General features: G+C 67.6%; 17 protein-coding genes. 3 read left to right on the forward strand and 14 right to left on the reverse strand.

What is annotated here, in order from left to right:
* Positions 1-24 precede the first annotated feature (24 nt).
* The 8 genes from TVD_RS09810 to TVD_RS09845 all read right to left on the reverse strand — a co-directional run bounded on the left by TVD_RS09810 (position 25) and on the right by TVD_RS09845 (position 9,423).
* Positions 25-546: a hypothetical protein gene (locus TVD_RS09810; RefSeq protein ID WP_018144418.1), complete on the reverse strand. Its 522-nt coding sequence runs from the start codon at positions 544-546 to the stop codon at positions 25-27.
* Between the two features lie 44 nt (positions 547-590).
* Complete coding sequence (locus tag TVD_RS09815) at positions 591-1,178, reverse strand: DUF302 domain-containing protein (protein WP_018168534.1); 588 nt, start codon at positions 1,176-1,178, stop codon at positions 591-593.
* Positions 1,179-1,229: 51 nt separating this feature from the next.
* Positions 1,230-1,874 (reverse strand): AAA family ATPase, encoded by a 645-nt coding sequence (locus TVD_RS09820; RefSeq protein ID WP_018168533.1) that lies wholly within the window; start codon positions 1,872-1,874, stop codon positions 1,230-1,232.
* A 111-nt stretch (positions 1,875-1,985) separates the two neighbouring features.
* The gene (locus tag TVD_RS09825) at positions 1,986-2,438 is read right to left on the reverse strand and encodes a sulfur globule family protein (RefSeq protein WP_047251508.1); all 453 of its coding nucleotides are present in this window, start codon (positions 2,436-2,438) and stop codon (positions 1,986-1,988) included.
* A gap of 81 nt (positions 2,439-2,519) precedes the next feature.
* Entirely contained in the window at positions 2,520-2,963 is a 444-nt protein-coding gene (locus TVD_RS09830) for a hypothetical protein (RefSeq protein WP_240472270.1), read from the reverse strand.
* 74 nt (positions 2,964-3,037) lie between these two features.
* The gene (locus TVD_RS09835) at positions 3,038-3,748 is read right to left on the reverse strand and encodes a sulfur globule family protein (RefSeq protein ID WP_047251509.1); all 711 of its coding nucleotides are present in this window, start codon (positions 3,746-3,748) and stop codon (positions 3,038-3,040) included.
* Between the two features lie 31 nt (positions 3,749-3,779).
* Entirely contained in the window at positions 3,780-8,084 is a 4,305-nt protein-coding gene (locus tag TVD_RS09840; protein ID WP_047251510.1) for an efflux RND transporter permease subunit, read from the reverse strand.
* Positions 8,085-8,214: 130 nt separating this feature from the next.
* Positions 8,215-9,423, reverse strand: coding sequence for an efflux RND transporter periplasmic adaptor subunit (locus TVD_RS09845; RefSeq protein WP_047251511.1), 1,209 nt, complete (start codon positions 9,421-9,423; stop codon positions 8,215-8,217).
* Positions 9,424-9,853: 430 nt separating this feature from the next.
* Here TVD_RS09845 and TVD_RS09850 point away from each other — a divergent pair, with 430 nt between their 5' ends.
* Positions 9,854-11,254 carry a sigma-54 interaction domain-containing protein gene (locus TVD_RS09850; protein ID WP_047251512.1) on the forward strand — a complete coding sequence of 467 codons (1,401 nt, stop codon included), beginning with the start codon at positions 9,854-9,856 and terminating at the stop codon, positions 11,252-11,254.
* A 107-nt stretch (positions 11,255-11,361) separates the two neighbouring features.
* Here the strand turns inward: TVD_RS09850 and TVD_RS09855 are convergent, their stop codons facing one another.
* The 5 genes from TVD_RS09855 to TVD_RS09875 form a co-directional block, all read right to left on the reverse strand.
* Positions 11,362-12,021, reverse strand: a complete 660-nt coding sequence (locus TVD_RS09855) for a tetratricopeptide repeat protein (RefSeq protein ID WP_018951039.1) — start codon at positions 12,019-12,021, stop codon at positions 11,362-11,364.
* Positions 12,022-12,241: 220 nt separating this feature from the next.
* A complete protein-coding gene (locus TVD_RS09860) occupies positions 12,242-13,045 on the reverse strand; it encodes a hypothetical protein (RefSeq protein WP_047251513.1) in 804 nt (267 codons plus the stop codon).
* A complete protein-coding gene (locus TVD_RS09865) occupies positions 13,042-14,094 on the reverse strand; it encodes a glycosyltransferase family 4 protein (protein WP_047251514.1) in 1,053 nt (350 codons plus the stop codon). Before TVD_RS09865 ends, TVD_RS09860 begins: the two co-directional genes overlap by 4 nt.
* Positions 14,095-14,099: 5 nt before the next feature.
* Positions 14,100-14,498, reverse strand: coding sequence for a 6-pyruvoyl trahydropterin synthase family protein (locus tag TVD_RS09870; protein WP_018168524.1), 399 nt, complete (start codon positions 14,496-14,498; stop codon positions 14,100-14,102).
* Between the two features lie 40 nt (positions 14,499-14,538).
* Positions 14,539-15,549: a zinc-dependent alcohol dehydrogenase gene (locus TVD_RS09875; protein WP_047251515.1), complete on the reverse strand. Its 1,011-nt coding sequence runs from the start codon at positions 15,547-15,549 to the stop codon at positions 14,539-14,541.
* A 136-nt stretch (positions 15,550-15,685) separates the two neighbouring features.
* Between TVD_RS09875 and TVD_RS09880 the strand changes: the two genes are divergently transcribed.
* On the forward strand, positions 15,686-16,465 hold the full coding sequence (locus tag TVD_RS09880) for a CDP-alcohol phosphatidyltransferase family protein (RefSeq protein ID WP_047251516.1): 780 nt from the start codon (positions 15,686-15,688) through the stop codon (positions 16,463-16,465).
* Entirely contained in the window at positions 16,458-17,096 is a 639-nt protein-coding gene (locus TVD_RS09885; protein ID WP_019628597.1) for a YceI family protein, read from the forward strand. Before TVD_RS09880 ends, TVD_RS09885 begins: the two co-directional genes overlap by 8 nt.
* A gap of 468 nt (positions 17,097-17,564) precedes the next feature.
* Here TVD_RS09885 and TVD_RS09890 read toward each other — a convergent pair whose 3' ends face one another.
* On the reverse strand, positions 17,565-17,777 hold the full coding sequence (locus tag TVD_RS09890) for a putative motility protein (RefSeq protein WP_018937902.1): 213 nt from the start codon (positions 17,775-17,777) through the stop codon (positions 17,565-17,567).
* Between the last annotated feature and the right edge of the window lie 137 nt (positions 17,778-17,914).

A 17,914-nucleotide genomic window follows, 5' to 3' on the forward strand; every position in this document is an offset into this window, starting at 1 on the left:
GACTCCGTCAGTCGAAACGCGTGATCAGCGCGGGTAATACGGCCCCGGCGAACCCCGGACCGGACCGCTCTGATCGGTGAATGGGTTGAACATGTTCATCATACCCATGGGCGCCCCCACATTGCGATTCAGACTCCACATGTCCTGTTGCATGCCCGTGATCGCGCCCGCCATCACGCTGGTATCGCGCGTCATCGAGCCGATATTGGCATCCATCGAGCGCGTATTGCCCGCGATCACCGCCACTTCCTCGTTCATTACCCGCATGGTGTTGTTGATGTCCGTCATCTGGTGGTCCATCGAGGCCATGTGCCCGGCGATGGTGGACATGTCGCGATCGACCACCTGGGTCATCTGGGCGATCTCCTGGGTCAACTGGCTGACATCCCGGGTCAGGCTGGTGATCAGCCAGAACCCGTAGATGGCCAGGACCACGAAGGCCAGCAAGGCGGCGTACACAATCAGCTCCACACGCCGGGAGCGGGCATCCGCCTTGTCCGCCTCGTCGCGGACCCTGTTGAAATCACTGTTGCTCTCGTCGCTCATTGAACGCCCTTGGTCGATGCATGGAATCGGGTTCGCTACCCCCGTCAGAAGGCGCCGACGGCGGCGCGGTCAATGATTTCCTCCAGTGATTCCTTCACAAAAATGGCCTGCTCGCGCAGATCCTCGGGCAGCGGGCGCCCTCCGTGGATCATCGGCTCCAGATCCAGCGTCATCAGCCACAGATTGCCCTCGGCATCTTCCTGCAGCACGATCCGGCACGGCAGATACGCAGCCATCGCCGGGCTGTGGCGAACCATCTGCGCGGCAATCGCCACATCACAGAACATATAGATCTTCAGGAACGGAAAGTCCTCCCCGGTAACGCTTCGTACCTCCTCCCCCATCGGCAATTCGCCGACGTTGCGGATATTCAGCTCGTTGGCCACCAGGCGCAGAATATCCTCGACCTCTTCGACCGCCAGGCCCGCGTCCACCTTGCGCTTGTAGACCATGGCCTCCGCGGCGTCGCCGGTCTCCAGCACCGTGCGGGCCATCTGCGAATAGACCTTGGGCGCCTGGGAATCCAGCGAGCGGACCTGACCGAGGTAGGGCTCGAAAGCAAAAATGGCATACCCCACCCCAATCAGTGCCAGCAATCCGATCACGACCAACGCATTGCGTATGAAGCGCATGAAGCTCTCCTGCTCGGTGCCCGCCGTCCGGTGATCACCGGACGCGACACATTATTGTTTCTTGCGGCGGTTGCGCCCGAACAGGGCTACAGCCAGGGCGCCCAGCTCGGCGGCGGCCTTGCCGCGGGGCTCCAGTTCGCGCACCGAGAGCCCTTCGCTGAAGGAACGGCGAAAGGCCATGCGCTGCTTCAGCCGCGGCTTCAGCAAGCGGACCCCCTCGATCTGCTGCAGCGCCTCGTGCGTCTCGTCGGTCTCGCGCACGGCCTGGTGCGTATCGGCACGATTGATGAATGCCAGGATCTCGGGACGATCACGCGACCCGCGTTGCTCCTGAATGCGCTGAACGAAGCGATAAGTCGACCAGACGTCCGCCTGGCTGGGCGGCACCGGGATCAGCACACGGTCGGCACCCTCCACCGCAGTCATCAGGGAGGCCATGTCCGACGCACCGACATCGATCAGCACCTCGTCGTAATCGCCCGTGCGGGAGCGGACGGCATCGAGATCACTGACCCCGTCCAGCGCGGGTTCGTAGCCTTCCTCGTGGCGCACCTCCAGCACATCGCTGAGGGTTCGCTGCGGATCCAGATCCACGGTCAGGGCGCGACGACGCCCCTCCAGCAACCACAGGGCCAGGTTAAAGGCCACGGTACTCTTGCCGGTACCACCTTTCAGATTGGCGACGACGGTCTGCATGGCGTCTCCTTCGAGCATTGCGGATTGGCGGCTACGCGCAACCCACCAATCCGCACGGCTCCGAAAAAAAGGGGCCTGCCCGACACCGGGCAGGCCCGAACAGCGACGGGCTTAGTTGCCCTGGCCCTGCTGCTGCGGCATCTGACCCTGCGGGCCATAGCCCTGAGGACCGTAGCCCTGCGGGCCGTAACCCGGACCGTAGCCGTAGCCCGGGCCGTAGCCCGGGCCGTAGCCATAACCCGGGTGGCCGTACCCCTGACCCCGGCCGTAGCCATCCCCATAGCCCTGACCGTAACCGTGGCCGCGACCACGACCGCTGGCGGAGAAGTCAAAGTTACCGTCACCCATCATGTCGCCCATCATGTCGCCCATGCCGTAATTACGACCGGAGCCGTAACCGGGGCCACCGAAGAACGGCATGCTCGGGCCATAGCCATAGCCCGGGCCATAGGCGCCGGGGCCATACCCGTAGCCGGGGCCGCCCCACTGGGCGGAGGCCATCATCGGGGCGGCCAGGCCACCCAGGGAAACGGCGAGAACTGCTGCTTTGACCAACTTGTTCATGGTGCTACCTCCTGAAGGAGTCATGCCCTCAATTTGAATGCGTGCACGCGGGGAGGGCTTCTCGAATGCACGCCTTACTGGTCAGGGGAACGGGAAACCGCCCATCCCCCAGGGGAAGACCGAAGACGGCCCGCCCATGCCCGGGTAACCGGACTGCCCCGGATACCCGTATGGATAGCCCCCCGGCATCCCGCCAGGGGTGTGGAACGACGGAGCACCCGGTGCCCCATGCGGGCCGTAGGGCCCATAGCCACGGTACGGCGGAGCCTGCTGCGGACCCGGCTCCGGGGCTTCCCGCGATTCGCCCCGCCGTGACGGGTCGTAATCGCGGTCCGGAAAACGCCCGCGCGGGCGTTCCGGGGCCGACCGCTGCACCTCCGGCGTAACGGAGGCCCAGGGGTTGTGGCGATCACTCGCCGCCAGGTCGACGGCCGGCAACAGAAACCCCGTGGCCAGCAGTACCCCGAGTATCGGGGCGTATCTGACCCGCTTGCGTTTCAGCTGACCGGACTGCCTGCCCTGCATGGCGAACTGCCTCCGTCTGACTTCCACTCCGACGGGCACCAGCGCCCGTCGACATGCGATCCCCGATCCGAAGATCAGTTGCCGCCTTCTTCCTGCATGGATTCACGACGCTCCTGCATCATCTCCATGCGGCGCTCACGCTGGCGCTCCATCTCTTCCTCGTACGCCGCACGTCCGGCTTCCATCGCCTTCTGACGCGCTTCGCGCATGGCTTCCATCTCTTCCATGCGCTCCTGGCGCTCGGCGTGCTGGGCCTGGATGCGCTCACGCATCTCTTCCGGCATGTCTTCCGGCAGGTTGTCCGGATCGAACTGCTGCATCTGGCCGTAGCCCTGACGCTGCTGCATGCCATAGCCCGGCTGCATCATGCCCGGATGGCCGAAACCACCCTGCTGCGGACCAGGCCCGTAACCGGGGCCATACCCCGGGCCGTAGCCCGGACCATAGCCTTGATGGCCGCGGCCATAGCCCTGGCCGTACCCATCACCGTGGCCGCGCCCGTAGCCCTGACCCTGACTGCGCCCGGACATGCCGAAGCTGAAGTCACCGGAGCCTTCACGCTGCTGCATCATCCCGCCACCGGGATGTGCGCCCATGCCGGAGCCGTACGGGCCGTGCCCGTAGGGGCCGGGCACCGGGCCCTGCTGGCCCATCGCCGGACCCTGGCCGTAGCCCTGACCCTGGCCCTGTTCCTGGGCCTGGGCGACGCCCAGGGCCAGCACGGATGCCACGGCGGCACTGGCCAGCGTGGTACCAATCATTCGGGAATTGAAACGCTTCTTCATTGCGAACCTCCTCGAGGTCTTGCTTGCATGTTCACTTGAGTCGAATCCCACGTCGGGTGCGGCCCTTGCCGGGTGTACCCGACTTGCCGCTCCCCTTGGGGGTACTGCCGCTGTCCTTGCGGCCGGTCTTGCTGCTCGTGGTGCCGGTCTTGCTCATCCCCCCGATCTTCTTGTTGGACGCCGTCGGCGCGCGCTTGTTCGCGCCCGCGCTGCCCGTTTTCCGGGTTCCGGTGCCCTTGTTGGTGCTGCTTGCGCGTCCTTTAGTGGCGCTACCGGACACGGACGTGTCGCCGGAGGTCTTGCTCGCGGCTGCGGCCTTGTCCTTCGCGCTTACCGAGGTGCCCGCTGGCGACTTCTTCGTAGCCTTGGTCCCCGCGGTATCGCCAGCACCCCGCGTGGAGCCGGCCTTCCCGGCACGCGACCCGACCGGGGTAGTCGATGCGGTCGTCTTGCCTGCCCCGGCGCGGGACGTGGTCCTGGAGGTGTCCGCCTGTTTCGCGGACCCCGCGTCGGCCTTCTCAGCCTGAGCGCGGCTGGACGGCGCGGCACCGGCGTCCTGGGCTCCGGCATTCCCGGTGGCGGGCGTGGAGGCCGCGCGCTCTGGGGTGCCGGTCGCCTCAGGTGCCTGCGCAACAGGGCCCGGCGGCTTCGAGTCCGCCGACGGGTGTTCCGAACGGGGCTGCGGAGTCGCCGCACCCCCGCCGGAACCCGTGCCCGACGCACCACCGCTCCCCGGGGCACCGCCCGTCGGCCCGCCAGGCCCGGCGAAGGGACCGCCCGATCCGCCGCTGGGCGGCGGAGGGCCGCCATCGCCATTGCGACGGCGTTCAATGAAGGACCGGATCAGACGCCCCAGGGCGAGCGCCAGGTCGCGCAGGCCCTCGATGAAGGCCACGACCAGGCACTTGAGATAAAGCCCTGCGTATTGCACGACCTGGGTGACCGGCCCGCCCTCGCGCGGGCCGAACAGGTCATTCCCCTCGCCGGATGCCCCCGGAGACGCACCCTGGGTCGCGCTGGCCGTCACACCGGCATGCACAGCATGGCCATTGCCATTGCCACAGCCGGCCGTGGCCGCACCGTCCTCGTCCAGGCTGGTCGGGCAGAAGGCGCGGCGGCCGGAGATACAGCCCAGCGGGATCACCACCAAGGTCAGCAGGGTGGCCACCACCGTGCCGAACATCAGCGAGATCGCCATGCCCTGGAAGATCGGATCGAACAGGATCACGCTGGAGCCGGCCAGCAGGGCCAGCGCGGTAATGATGATCGGACGGGTACGCGCCTGGCAGGCCAGGATCATCGCGTCGCGCACGTCGTGGCCCTCGTCCACCGCCTGGCGACCGAAGTCCACCAGCAGGATCGAGTTGCGGACAATAATCCCCGCGAGCGCGATAAAGCCGATCATCGAGGTCGCGGTGAATTCGGCGTTCATCAGCCAGTGGCCGGGAATAATGCCGATCAGGGTCAGCGGGATCGGGGCCATGATGATGCCCGGCAACACGAAGTTTCCGAACTCCCAGACCACCAGCATGTAGATCAGGATCAGCGCGATCGCGAAGGCGATCCCCATGTCGCGGAAGGTCACGTACGTCACCGTCCACTCGCCGGCCCATTCGAAGGCGGTCGACCCATCATTGGGCGGCGGCCCCAGCCAGTGCGGCTGCACCTGGCTGCCATCCGGAAGACGGTAGTCCTCTAGCTGTTCCTGGACCTCCAGCATGCCGTACACCGGCGCGGCCAGACGCCCGACCACCTCGCCGGTCACGTACTCCACCGGACGCAGGTTCTTGTGGTAGATCGGCTCGTCCTGCGGGCGCTGGACGAATTCGCCCAGCTCGGCCAGCGGGATCGACCCGCCCTGCCGGGTGGAGATCGGCAGCATCTCCAGCTGCCGGATGTCATTGCGCGTTGCCATCGGCAGACGCATCTCGATCAAATGTGGCTCGACCAGCGACTGCGCCTTTACATCGCCCAGGATCTGCCCGCCGATCGCGGTCTCCAGGGTTCGATTGATGGTGTCCACGGTCACACCGCGGCGCAACGCCTTGTCGCGATCCACATCGAAGTGCCAGACGTTGTGTGGCGCCTGCAGGAAGCTGTCCACATCGGCCACGTGCTCGGCACCGGCGAACATGCCCTCGAGATCGCGGGCTACAGCGCGGCGGGTGGCAGCATCAGGGCCGTAGATCTCGGCGACAATCGACTGCAGCACCGGCGGACCCGGCGGCATCTCGACCACCTGGATGCGCGCGCCGGCCGCCTCGGCCAGCGGGGTCAGGCGTTCGCGCGCCTCGGTGGCAATATCGTGCGAGGTCCGGCTGCGGTCGCCCTTGTCCACCAGCTGCACCTGGATGTCCCCCTGCCAGGGTTCGTTGCGCAGGTAGTAGTGCCGCACCAGGCCGTTGAAATTGAACGGCGAGGCGGTCCCGACGTAGGACTGCAGAGCCACCACCTCGTCCATCTCGCGCAGGGCGCTGGCCATGTCGTGGCTCAGCGTCCCGGTCTCGGTCAGGGCCGTGCCCTCGGGGAAGTTCACCATCACCTGGAACTCGGGCTTGTTATCCAGGGGCAGCATCTTCACGCGGACGTCCGTGGTCATGAACAGGCTGACCATCAGGAAGAAGATCACGATGACGGCGATCAAAAAGGCGTAGCCGCGCACCCGGTTGTCGGCCAGCCCCGGGATTACCGTGCGGTAGAACCGCCCCAGCTTTTCCGCCTGGCGATGTTCCTTGTCGGTGGCCTTTTCCAGATACGCCATGCTCGGACGCAGGCGCTGGGTGAGCCACGGAGTGAATACAAACGCCGCCACCAACGAGAACAACATGGCCACGGACCCCAGCACCGGGATCGGCTGCATGTACGGGCCCATCATCCCGGAGACGAAACCCATCGGCAGCAAGGCCGCGATGACCGTGAAGGTGGCCAGGATGGTCGGGTTGCCGACCTCGCGCACCGCATCCACCGTGGTCTCGGTATCGATGCCGCGCTTCATCAGCCAGCGTCGGTAGATGTTTTCCACCACCACGATGGCGTCATCGACCAGGATGCCGATGGAGAAGATCAGCGCAAACAGGCTGACGCGATCGATGGTGTAGCCCAGCAGCCACGCGCTGAACACAGTGAACAGGATCACCACCGGGATCACGATCAGCACCACGACCGCGGCACGAACCCCCAGGAACAGGCCCACCAGGATGGTCACTGCGAAGGTGGCGATGAACAGCTTGAAGAGCAGCTCGTTGACCTTCTCGTTGGCAGACTTGCCGTAGTTACGCGAAACCGCCACCTCGACGTTGTCCGGGATCACGCTGCCCTTCAGACGCTCCAGGCGCTCGAGCACGTCGTTGGCGACGGTCACCCCGTTGCTGCCGGGCTTCTTGGCAATGGCCAGCGTGACCGCCGCGGCGCCTTCCGGTGCCGCATCCGGTTGGGGGGCTGCCGGACCGGAATAGTGGCGCACGAACCGCTCCAGCTCGCCCGGGCCGTACGTTACCTCGGCCACATCGCGCAGATAGACCGGCTGGCCGTCACTGACCGCAACCAGGAGTTGCTCGAGATCGGCGGCACCGGTGAAGAAACGCCCGGTGTACACCGCAGTACTCAGCCCCCCGCTCTCGATGCGTCCAGCCGCGCCTTCGACATTCGCCGACTGCACGGCCTGGGCGATCTCGTCCAGGCTGATGTCATAGCCCGCGAGGCGTTCCGGCAACACCTCGATGCGCAGACGCTCCTCGCGCCCACTGACCACGAAGCTCTGGCTGGTGTCGGGGACCTCGTTCAGCTGCTGCTGCGCATCCAGCGCAATCTGACGCAACAGGGCATCGTCCACCTCATGCGACCAGAAGGTCAGGTTGACCACCGGCACGTCGTCCGCACCCTTGGCCTTGACCATGGGCTCGCTGACGCCGGGCGGCATCAGGTCGCGGTTGGCAAAGAGCTTGTCGTGCACCTTGACGATGGAGGACTCCATGTCTTCGCCAACGTCGAACTGCACGGTCACCATCGCCTCGCCGCGATGCGACACGGAGTAGACGTTGTCCACCCCGGACAACTCGCTCATCAGCCGCTCCAGCGGCCGCGCCGCCAGGCTCGCTACCTGCTCCGAGGGGACGCCCGGGTAGGACACCATGATGTCCACCATCGGCACCGATATCTGCGGGTCCTCCTGGCGCGGCGTCACCATCAGGCCGAGGATGCCGATCGCGATACTGGCAATCAGCAGCAGCGACGACAGCGGCGAATGAATAAAGGCCGCCGCCATGCGCCCGGCAATGCCGGGGTCACCGTGTTTCTGCCGGAAACCGGTCTCGGATTGTTTGTCGTCTTCGGCCATCGAGCTTGAACAGTCCTGTTGTCAGTCTGGCGTCCCGAGCACCGGTTCGGCCGGCGCGTCGCCACCGGTGCACCTGCCAGGGGGCAGCAACCGGCGCTGATAGTCCCGGCCTGCAGCCGGGTATGGATCCCTACATACGGCTCCAGGGGTCCGTGACACCGTCGCGGCGTCCGACGCCCGAATCCGGGGAACCGCGCCCCACGGGCTGGCCGGAACGCACACCCGCGCCCGGTCGGGCCAGGATCTGCATGCCCGGCTCCAGCCCGGAGGTCACCACCACCTGGTCGCCGCGTCCGCCACCCAGGCGCACCATGCGCACGCGGACGTGGCCCTCGCCATCCAGCACGGCCACGCGCGGCAAGGCACCGCCCGGGATCAATGCCGAACGCGGGATCACGACCCGGTTACTGGAAAGCTCGCCCTGCGGCAGATGCACCGCCGCATGCATGCCCGGCCCACCGCGCACGCCCTGCGGCAGGTCGAACTTGACCGTGACGGTGTGGCGCTGCGGGTCAGCCAGGGGGAAGATCCGGGCGACCCGGGCCTCCACTTCGTCACCGGTATCCAGCCGCACCTGCACGTAGTCGTCTTCCTGCAGGCCGCTCACCAGCCGCACCGGCACCTGCGCCTCGACGCGCAGGAATTCGACATGGCCGAAGCTCACCAGCGGCTGACCGGGCTGGACGGTATCGCCCTCTTCCACGTGCTTGTGCATCACCAGGCCATCGAAGGGCGCCTCGGACCGGGTGTCGCGGATGGCCGCGTCCAGTTCGGTGACCCGGGCCCGGGCCTGCTCCCAGCGCGCCTGCGCCTGATCCACGCCGATGTAGCGGGAATAGAGATCCGTACGGCGATCCAGCGCGGGATCGCCCATGCCCATGACCTGGCCCATCGGCTGGGTGAACATCTGGTCGAACATCGACGGCACGCCCATGCCCGGCATCTGGCCGATGCTGCGCGACTGCGGCGAGACCATCTCGCGGCCGTACTGCATCTGGGCCTCGCGGATCGCGGCCTCCGCGGTGCGCATCTCGGCCTCGGCCGCCTGGCGCTGGGCGCGCAGCCGGTCGTCGCTGATCGCCACCAGCACCGCCCCCTGTTCGAAGCGGTCGCCCTCGGCGCCCGCCACATCCACCACGCGCCCCGCGGATTGCGCGGTCAGGGTGACTTCGCGATAGGGGACCACGGTGCCACTAACGGTCTGAGTGGCCGCCTGATCCGGCTCCACCGTGAGGACGGGACCGGCGGCGTGAGCCGCCGAGATGCCGAACAGCGGCAGGGCCAGCGCGGTACCCAGGAGGGTGCGGGCCAGGAGGCGTCGGGAAACTCGAGCAAGCATGATCGTCCTACCTCGCGCCGAATGTCGCGATGAAAGAAGGCGCCCGCACCCGGCGCACCTGCGCACACGGGAACGGGGGCAGGGAATGGACCGCACTTGACCGGACGCCGGGGACACTGGCGGCGAGGCCCGTCCGGCGACCCGGGTCAGCCGGCTGAAAACCGCAGTGGGTATCCATTAACCAGTATGTAGATGAACTCATGCCCGACTACAAGCAACGTATATGCCAATATATCGACCTTCTTATAAAACAATCACTTAATTAGGATTTACTGATATTCAAGCAATGACTGTTGCAACACCCCCGTTTCGCGCTATAACCGAGACAGGGATTGGCGAAACGGGCCATACCGGGGGTGTTGCAGGTGACCCCGGATGTTGCAACACCGCACCGTTTCCGCCGGCCCCTCCAACAAGAAAAGGAGGCGGGATGACCACAACCGAACTGGCCGAGATCTGCATCCGACACAGTCGCGACCCACACCTCATCAGCGACACCCGGGGCCGTGTCCTGTTCGCCAACCCGGCCTTTCACCAGACGCTGCAAATCCCCTCCGATGCCCGCCTCACCCTGGCGAACCTCGGACCACTGAATCTCGAACAACACCTGCAAGAGGCCGCCATTGCCGCCGGCGAGCACGATGCCGACGCCAACAGCACGCCGCACGCCCTGCACTTCTCGCTAATGGCGGAACTGGACGACGAGACCCTCCCGCTGGAGGTGATCAGCCAGCCACTGCGCCTGAACGATGACCAGCGCGCGCTGCGTCTGATCACCCTGCAACCGCAACGCCGGCGAACAACCGCGGTGGAAACCGTCAGCGAGGACGAACAGGACGGGCTCGACGACAGCCACTTCCATTCCCACGACGCCAACTGCCGGCCCACACTGCAGTTTGCACGGCGCGTGGCCGCCAGCGACGTGCGCGTGATGCTCATGGGCGAATCCGGCACCGGCAAGACGCGCCTGGCCCGGGCCATCCACCAGTCCAGCCGCCGCACCCGTGCCCCGTTCGTCGAGATCAACTGTGCGGCGATCCCCGAGGAGTTGCTGGAATCCGAACTCTTCGGCCACGCCCGCGGGGCCTTCTCCGGGGCGGTCACCGACCGGGTCGGGCGCTTCGAGGCGGCCGACGGCGGCACCTTGTTCCTCGACGAGATCGGCGAGATGAGCCCGCGCCTGCAGGCCAAGCTGCTGCGCGCAGTCCAGGATGGCGCCTTTGAACGCGTCGGCGAGAACACCACCCGGCAGGTGGATGTGCGCATCCTTTCCGCATCCAATCAGAACCTGCGCAGCCGCGTCGAGGCCGGCGCGTTCCGCACCGACCTGTTCTACCGCCTCGCGGTCGCCACGGTGGAAATCCCGCCGCTGCGCGAACGGCCCCGGGATCTGGAAGCCACCCTGCAGGCCTACGAGGTGCACCACGGCATCCGCATCGCGCCGCATCTGAAGGAACGGCTGCAGGAGCACCCCTGGCCGGGCAACTTCCGCGAGCTGGAGAACGTCTTCGAGTGTCTGACCCTGCACGCCCGCAACGGTCAGGTGGACGACTTTCCCCTGCCCCAGCCGATCCGGGTGGATGCCGATGCGGCGGACACGATCCATGCGCCGCGCACCAACCGCCATGACCCGGCCCACGTTCCCGACGGCCAACCGAACGACCGGGCGGGCCACCCGACCCGCGACGGCCAGCCCAGCGAACATCCGGAGGCCCGGCGCCTGCGCGAGGCACTGGTCGCCCATGCCGGAAACCGCTCGCAGACCGCCCGCGCCCTGGGCATGGATCGCAGCACCCTGTGGCGCAAACTGCACCGCTACCAGCTAGTCTGAACCTGCGGCAGGCAGACGACCGCCCCCACAAGAAAAGGCCCCGGAGGTGTACACCCCCGGGGCCTTTTCGGTTGCCCTGACCGCGCCTTCCGGCGGCGCGAAAAGACCTAGCGGTACTGTCGCAGGTGGCGGGCGCCATCGCGGTGGTGGCGGTCATACACCGGCGCCAGGCGCTCGATCATCGAACGCCGCTCGCTCGTCGGCAACAACCCCAGGGCGCTGTCCCAGGCCCGCATCGCGCCCGCGGCATCGTCAGCGGCATACAGGGCGTTGCCCAGCTCGCCGTAGAGGTCGGCACGCTGCGCCGAGGTGGCCGGAATGTCTTCCAGTGCCGTGCGCAGCACCTCGACCGCCTCCTCGGGTCCGCCCCGCCAGTAGGCGACACGCCCGGCCTCCAGCGCCTCCTGCACCTGCCGCGCGACCTCTTCTTCGCTCATCGGCTCGCCGGTGGCCCGGAGCTGCGCCTGTTCCTGCGGGTCCGGGATCGGGCGCTGTGCGCTGCCCTCGTCCTCACGCTCGTAGGCCTCGCCCGTCATCGGGTCCATGTCGCCCTCCGACAAACGCCCCTCACGCGGCGCCGTTTCGTCCGCTGGGGCCGGGGCATCCTCGGCCACCGCGACGGCCTCGACATCCGTGTCCTCCGGCACCGCATCGGCGCTGGGGGCCAGTACATCGCGCGCCGACCAGGCGATCAGCCACAGCACGATCACGATCAGGATCCAGTAGCGATTAACGAAACTTCTCTGCTTGTTGTCTGCCTGTTCCATGCCTCACCTTTCTCCGGTTTTCCATTGGCGGAGCGACTCGGGCAGCACGGATGAATGCATTCATCAGCGCGACTCCGGGGTCTCCGTCAAGCGTTCATTCCATTACCTATTTCTATCCTGCACCGAAACGCCTTCCAGAGCGAACAGGATAATGGACAGCACATCGGCGCCAATTCTCCCTTGTAAGGGGATGCTGATTAAAACACCCGGGCGGCGTGGGTCAGCGCAAACCGAGCACATCCTGATGCCCGACGGTCAGCTCGACCTCGCCGCGCGCGAGCGCCACGGCGCGCGCCTCGCCCCAGGCACGCAGATCCGCCGCCCGGCCCGGGTCGATCGCGCTGGCCGCGGCCACCCAGCCGTCGATCAGGGCCACACCCAGCGCCGCCCGATGCGCGTCAATCCGCCAGTCACTGGCGCAGGTTTGCACCCCGTACCCCAGCCCCTCGAGCCGCGCCGCACAGGCCGGCGCGGCGGTCGGCCCCAGGGCCGGGCCGAACCCCTTGTCCGAGCGCTGGTGCCGATTGACTGCGTCCTCCAACTCGGCATCCAGGGCATGCGGCTGCGACCAGCGAATCCGCCCGTCATAACTCAGTGCGAACAACACCGCGGCACCCTGTTCGGCGCAGGCCACAAGCAACCGGTCCAGCCAGGCCTCCGAAACCAGATCCAGCAGCGCCGAACCCGTCACCAGCGACGATCCGCCCGCGAGGGCCGCAGCCGGATCGTCGGCCAGGTCGCTCACCCACCGCTCGAGCTCGATCCCGGCGCCCGGAGCTCCGGCGCGGCCCAGCAGCCCGGTATCGTGGTCCACCAGCCGCCAGTGTTGCGGGGGCGGCAGTCGCGGCGCGAGGTAGAGCAGGTTGGAGCCGGTGCCGCTGCCCAGATCCGTCACCTGAAGTGGGGCGGCGACACGGCGCCCAGCCAGATGCGCACGCAGGGATTCGACCAGGGCCTCCGGCCGGGCGGCATGATCGGTCGCCTCGCGCAGGGCCAGCCAGTCGGCGTCGAAGGATTCCGTCATTGCAGCCACGCCTCCAGCGTCTGTTCCAGTGCGGCCACCGCACCATCCCAGTCCGAACGTTCCGCCATCGCCTCGCGCGCCATCCGTCCCATCCGGTGGCGCGCTCCATCGTCGACCAACAAGGCGTCGATGGCCTCGGCAAGCGCCCCGATATCTCCCGGCGGGACCAGCCGGCCGGCCGCCTCCGGCACGGTCGCAGGGATCGCTCCACCGGTGGTACCGATCACCGGCAGGCCGCGCGCCATTGCCTCGGCATAGGCCATGCCGAAGCCCTCGTAAGCGCTGGGAAGGACAAACAGCGAGGCCCGCCCGTACCAGCCCTCCAGCGCCGCATCATCGCATTCGCCCGCCCACTCGACCCGGTCTCCAAGCCCGGCCTCGGTGATCGCCGCCTCCACCCGCTGCACATAGGCCGCGTCCCGCACCCGCGAACCCACCAAGACCGCCCGCCAGTCCGTGGTCCGTATGCACGCCAGGGCCTGCACCAGTTCCAGCTGGCCCTTGCGCGGCACGACCGAGCCCACACAGAGCAGCAGCGGCCGCTCGCCGGGACCGGGCCCCAACGCCTGCGGCCGCGGCTCGATCCCCGGCGGTATCGCCTGGAGCCGCCCGGAAGACACCCCCCAGGTGGCCACCTGCCCGGCGGTGAAGGCACTGGTGGCCAGCACGCCCTCGACCTGACCCACGGCGGCGCGTTCACGCGCCAGCAGGTCATCGGCCCGCGCCGGTTCCAGCCCGGTCTCCAGACCCAGCGGGTGATGCAGCAGATAGATCAGATGCAGGCGCTCGGCGTGGCGGGCCAGCACCCCGGGAAAGGCACCCGCCGCCAGGCCATCCAGCAGCACGGCCCGCCTATCGGGAAAGCCCGCAAGCGCGGCGTCCAGGGCCGACTTGGCCGCCGGGTTCGGCCCGGGGAATGCCCCCTCCAGCTCGCGCACTGTCACCGTCCAGCCGTGCGCCCTCAAGCCCGCGACCATGCGCGCATCGTAGCGATACCCGCCGGTGCGCTGCTCCAGCGACCCCGGCACCACCAGGCCGAGCTCACGCATTCGGCTCAGGGTGCCGCCTCGTAGCTGGCCCAGGCCACGTGCGACTCGTTCAGGGTTACACACACCGCGTCCAGCTCGCGGGCCGATTCGCCCAGCTCGCCGGCATGGATGGCGCGCGCCACGCGCTGGTGCAGTTCATGGGCGAGGAATTCGGTGGTGGTGTTCTGGCCGCGAAAATCCTCACGTTCGTCCAGATTCTGGTAGTTCAGGTCGCCCAGGAGGGCCTTGACCACCTCGCTCGCGCGGCCGATATCCACCACCAGCCCGTCGGCATCCAGTGCCTTGCGGCGGAAGGTCACGTCGACCACGTAGGTCGCGCCGTGGAGCTTCTGGGCCGGGCCGAAGGTCTCGCCGGCAAAGCTGTGGGCGATCATGAAATGATCACGGACGTTCAGGCTGTACATCGGGCAATTCCCCGCAGGTCGAAATTGAACGGAAAAGGGGTCAGTAACGAATCCGGTGGCACAGCGTGCGTTCGGCCTCGGGCCCGGAGACACGCTGCATTGCCGTCGGCAGGTCGGCGAACGCATCCTCGCCACTGATCAGGGCATCCAGCGCCGGATCGGTCAGCAGCGACAGCGCCAGCGCCAGGCGGCGGCGATAGTCCCAGCGCGCCGCGCGCTCCGGCGGGATGCGTCCGACCTGCGAGCTGCGCAACGTCAGCCGCCGCGAGTGAAAGGCCTCGCCCAACGGCGCCGGCACCGGCTGATCGCCGTACCAGCTCATCTCCACCACCCGGGCCTCGACCCCGGCGAGCGCCAGCGCCTGCTCCAGCCCGGCCGGGTTGCCGCTGGCATGCACGACCCCGTCCAGGCCCTGCAGGTCCGAATTCGCTTGCGCCGCGTCCGGGGTGCAAAGGCTCAACCCCAGCCGGGCCGCCACGTCCTCGCGCTGGGGGTTGGGGTCGATCAACGTCACCTCGGTGCCGGGGATCGCGCGCAGCAGCCAGGCCACCAGCAGCCCGACCACCCCCGCCCCGATTACGGCGATGCGATCCCCCGGACCGGAGTGCGCATCCCAGACCGCGTTGATCGCCGTCTCCATGTTGGCCGCCAGCACCGCGCGCTCCGCGGGCACCGCATCCGGGATCGGGACCACCGCGTCCGCGGGAACGACGTAGGCGCTCTGGTGCGGATACAGACAGAACACCCGCTGCCCGAGCGGCGCATCCCCTTCGCCCACCGCCTCGACCGTACCGACACTGATGTACCCGTACTTGACCGGCCCGGGGAACTCGCCCGCCTGGAATGGCGCGCGCATCGCCTGATACTGGCTCGCGGGGACCCGGCCATGAAAGACCAGCGACTCGGTCCCGCGACTGATCGCGGAAAACTGCGTGCGCACCCGCACCTCCCCCGACACCGGCTCCGCCAGTGCCTCCGGGCGCAGTTCGCCCGTGCCGGGACGGACGACCCAGAAGGCCTGTTCGGGAGCTGGCGTGTTCACCGGAGGCACTGCAAGGTCAGGGTGCAAGGCGGCGTCATCATCCGCGCAGTGTGGGCGAAGCGCATTCCAAGCGGCAACTCCCGGCGCGCGGCGTGGTCGCAAGGCAAGGCCCCGGAGACCTCCAACGGAGGGCTACAATCCCCACATGGAATCATCCACCGCCAAACGTTGCTCCGCGGCACGGATACGGACCGGTCTCCGCGTCTGGGCGGCCGACGGGCTCGTCGCCGGCCTGCTGGGCCTGGTCGTCACGGCGGCGCTGATGCTGCACGCCGAACTGGGCCCACACGCAATCATCGGCTTTGTCGTGCTCTGGTTCATGCTCGGCGCCCTGCTCGCCACCACCACCCCCCCGGACGGACTGGCCCGGGACGGGCGTGGCCCCGGCCCGGCCAACCGGGTCACGCTGCTGCGCGCCGCCCTGACCGCACCCCTGGGGGCCCTGGTATTCGTCCCCCCTGCCACGGGTGACCCATTGCTGGCCCTCTGGGTGATTGCGCTGGCGGGTCTGGCGCTGCTGCTGGACGGGCTCGACGGGGCCGTCGCGCGGCGAACCGACAGCGCCACCGCATTCGGGGCCCGCTTCGACATGGAACTGGACGCAGCGATGATCCTGGCTTTGTCCGTGCTCGCCTGGCAGATGACCGCAGTCGGCCCCTGGGTGATCCTGATCGGGCTGATGCGCTATGCCTTCGTGCTGGCCGCCCGCCCCTGGCCCTGGCTGGCCGGGGCGCTGCCACCCAGCCGCCGCCGCCAGACCGTCTGTGTGCTGCAGACCGTAGTCCTGCTGTTGATACTGATCCCCGGCCTGCCCGCCAGCGCCGCGATCACGATTGCCCTGACCGGCCTGCTGGCCCTCGGCCTGTCCTTTGCCGTGGATATCCACTGGCTCTACCGCCACCGACCGGAGGTGTGTCATGACTGACGCCCGCAACCACCGCTTTTCCAGCCGCCTGCGCTCCGCGCTCCTGACCTGCCTGCTGACCGCAACCTTCGCCCTGCCCGCTGCAGCCCTGGCCGATGCCGACCGCTGGGTCATCGACCCCGACCACTTCGCAGTCGGTTTCCTGGTCGATCACGCCGGCTACGCCAAGGTCATGGGCATGTTCCTGGAGGCCGAGGGCGAGTTCACCTTCGACCCGGACTCGGGCGAGCTGGAGGGCGGCTTCTTCGTCATCAAGACCGACAGCGTGTTCACCAACCACGCCGAACGCGACGACCACCTGCGCAACGAGGACTTCCTGCACGTCGAGGAATACCCGGAGATGCGCTTCACCGCCACGCGCTACCAGCCCACCGGCGAGAACACCGGGCGCCTGAGTGGCGGCCTGGAGCTGCTGGGCGAGACCCGCACCATCCATCTCGACGTGACCATCAACAAGGTCGGGCGCTACCCGTTCCCGCTGGGTGGCCTGTTCGGCCGCCCGTACGTGCTGGGGGCGTCGATGCGTGGCAGCTTCGATCGTTCCGATTTCGGCATGACCTACGGCCTGACCCGCGACATCGTTGGCGACGAGGTCGAACTGATGATCGAGTTCGAGGCGCAGCGGCAGTAACGGACGGCCGCCTGAATGGGTTCACCACGAAGCACTCAAAGAGACGAAGGAAACACCGGGGCGTGTAACCACAGAGGGCACCCAAGGCACGGAGCATGGCAGGCTCCCGGCCTGCCGCGCAGGGCGCGACGGCTCTGGATGGAAGACCGCGTGATCGCGGGGTACGGGGGCATCCGGACACAGCGGCTCCGACACCCGGGACCAAAATACTTCCGCGTCATCCCGGCCGTAGCGCAGCGCAGAGCCGGGATCTCCACACGCCGTTCTAGCCCCAACGTACGGGTCACTCATACCGTGGAGATCCCGGATAACCGCTGCGCGGATTCCGGGAGGACGATGTAGGAGGCGCCTGGAGACCCGGGCCCGCACGGGCCTTGAGCCTGGCTGACGCTCGTTGCTAATCAGGAAACGAAAAGGCCCCGGGCAGTAACGCGCCGGGGCCTTGCAGGGCGAAAGGACTGGGGGGCGTCAGGCGGTCGTATTGATGTTGGTGCCCACGTTTGCCGGCAGACCCTGTGTGGCGGCCTGCATCTCGCCAATGTCGGGTAGTGCCTCCAGCATCGACTGAGCGGCCATCTCCTGCGACTCCATCGCCTTCTTCTGCAGGGCCACATCTTTCTGCATGGCCAGCTGCTGCTGGCTTTGCTGGGTGGCCATTGCGGCAATCGCGCTTGCGTCCATCCTGGTACTCCCGGAATCTGAATGTACAGGCCCGCCAGCGCTCAGGAAGACGGACCTGCCCCCGGTGACGGCCGCATCCCGCAAGACTTGAGCCTCCATGCACGATTTTTTCGCACGCGGGAGAATTTTCAACGCAC

It is taken from the genome of Thioalkalivibrio versutus, from assembly GCF_001020955.1.
Lineage (GTDB): Bacteria > Pseudomonadota > Gammaproteobacteria > Ectothiorhodospirales > Ectothiorhodospiraceae > Thioalkalivibrio > Thioalkalivibrio versutus.

What these genes read in the sequence shown, in the direction of transcription:
- TVD_RS09865 (WP_047251514.1), bottom strand. Translation starts at nt 14,094, where the DNA reads ATGCGTGAGCTCGGCCTGGTGGTGCCGGGGTCGCTGGAGCAGCGCACC.
- TVD_RS09870 (WP_018168524.1), bottom strand. Translation starts at nt 14,498, where the DNA reads ATGTACAGCCTGAACGTCCGTGATCATTTCATGATCGCCCACAGCTTT.
- TVD_RS09830 (WP_240472270.1), bottom strand. Translation starts at nt 2,963, where the DNA reads ATGCAGGGCAGGCAGTCCGGTCAGCTGAAACGCAAGCGGGTCAGATAC.
- TVD_RS09825 (WP_047251508.1), bottom strand. Translation starts at nt 2,438, where the DNA reads ATGAACAAGTTGGTCAAAGCAGCAGTTCTCGCCGTTTCCCTGGGTGGC.
- TVD_RS09890 (WP_018937902.1), bottom strand. Translation starts at nt 17,777, where the DNA reads ATGGACGCAAGCGCGATTGCCGCAATGGCCACCCAGCAAAGCCAGCAG.
- TVD_RS09855 (WP_018951039.1), bottom strand. Translation starts at nt 12,021, where the DNA reads ATGGAACAGGCAGACAACAAGCAGAGAAGTTTCGTTAATCGCTACTGG.
- TVD_RS09810 (WP_018144418.1), bottom strand. Translation starts at nt 546, where the DNA reads ATGAGCGACGAGAGCAACAGTGATTTCAACAGGGTCCGCGACGAGGCG.
- TVD_RS09845 (WP_047251511.1), bottom strand. Translation starts at nt 9,423, where the DNA reads ATGCTTGCTCGAGTTTCCCGACGCCTCCTGGCCCGCACCCTCCTGGGT.
- TVD_RS09880 (WP_047251516.1), top strand. Translation starts at nt 15,686, where the DNA reads ATGGAATCATCCACCGCCAAACGTTGCTCCGCGGCACGGATACGGACC.
- TVD_RS09860 (WP_047251513.1), bottom strand. Translation starts at nt 13,045, where the DNA reads ATGACGGAATCCTTCGACGCCGACTGGCTGGCCCTGCGCGAGGCGACC.
- TVD_RS09885 (WP_019628597.1), top strand. Translation starts at nt 16,458, where the DNA reads ATGACTGACGCCCGCAACCACCGCTTTTCCAGCCGCCTGCGCTCCGCG.
- TVD_RS09850 (WP_047251512.1), top strand. Translation starts at nt 9,854, where the DNA reads ATGACCACAACCGAACTGGCCGAGATCTGCATCCGACACAGTCGCGAC.
- TVD_RS09815 (WP_018168534.1), bottom strand. Translation starts at nt 1,178, where the DNA reads ATGCGCTTCATACGCAATGCGTTGGTCGTGATCGGATTGCTGGCACTG.
- TVD_RS09840 (WP_047251510.1), bottom strand. Translation starts at nt 8,084, where the DNA reads ATGGCCGAAGACGACAAACAATCCGAGACCGGTTTCCGGCAGAAACAC.
- TVD_RS09835 (WP_047251509.1), bottom strand. Translation starts at nt 3,748, where the DNA reads ATGAAGAAGCGTTTCAATTCCCGAATGATTGGTACCACGCTGGCCAGT.
- TVD_RS09820 (WP_018168533.1), bottom strand. Translation starts at nt 1,874, where the DNA reads ATGCAGACCGTCGTCGCCAATCTGAAAGGTGGTACCGGCAAGAGTACC.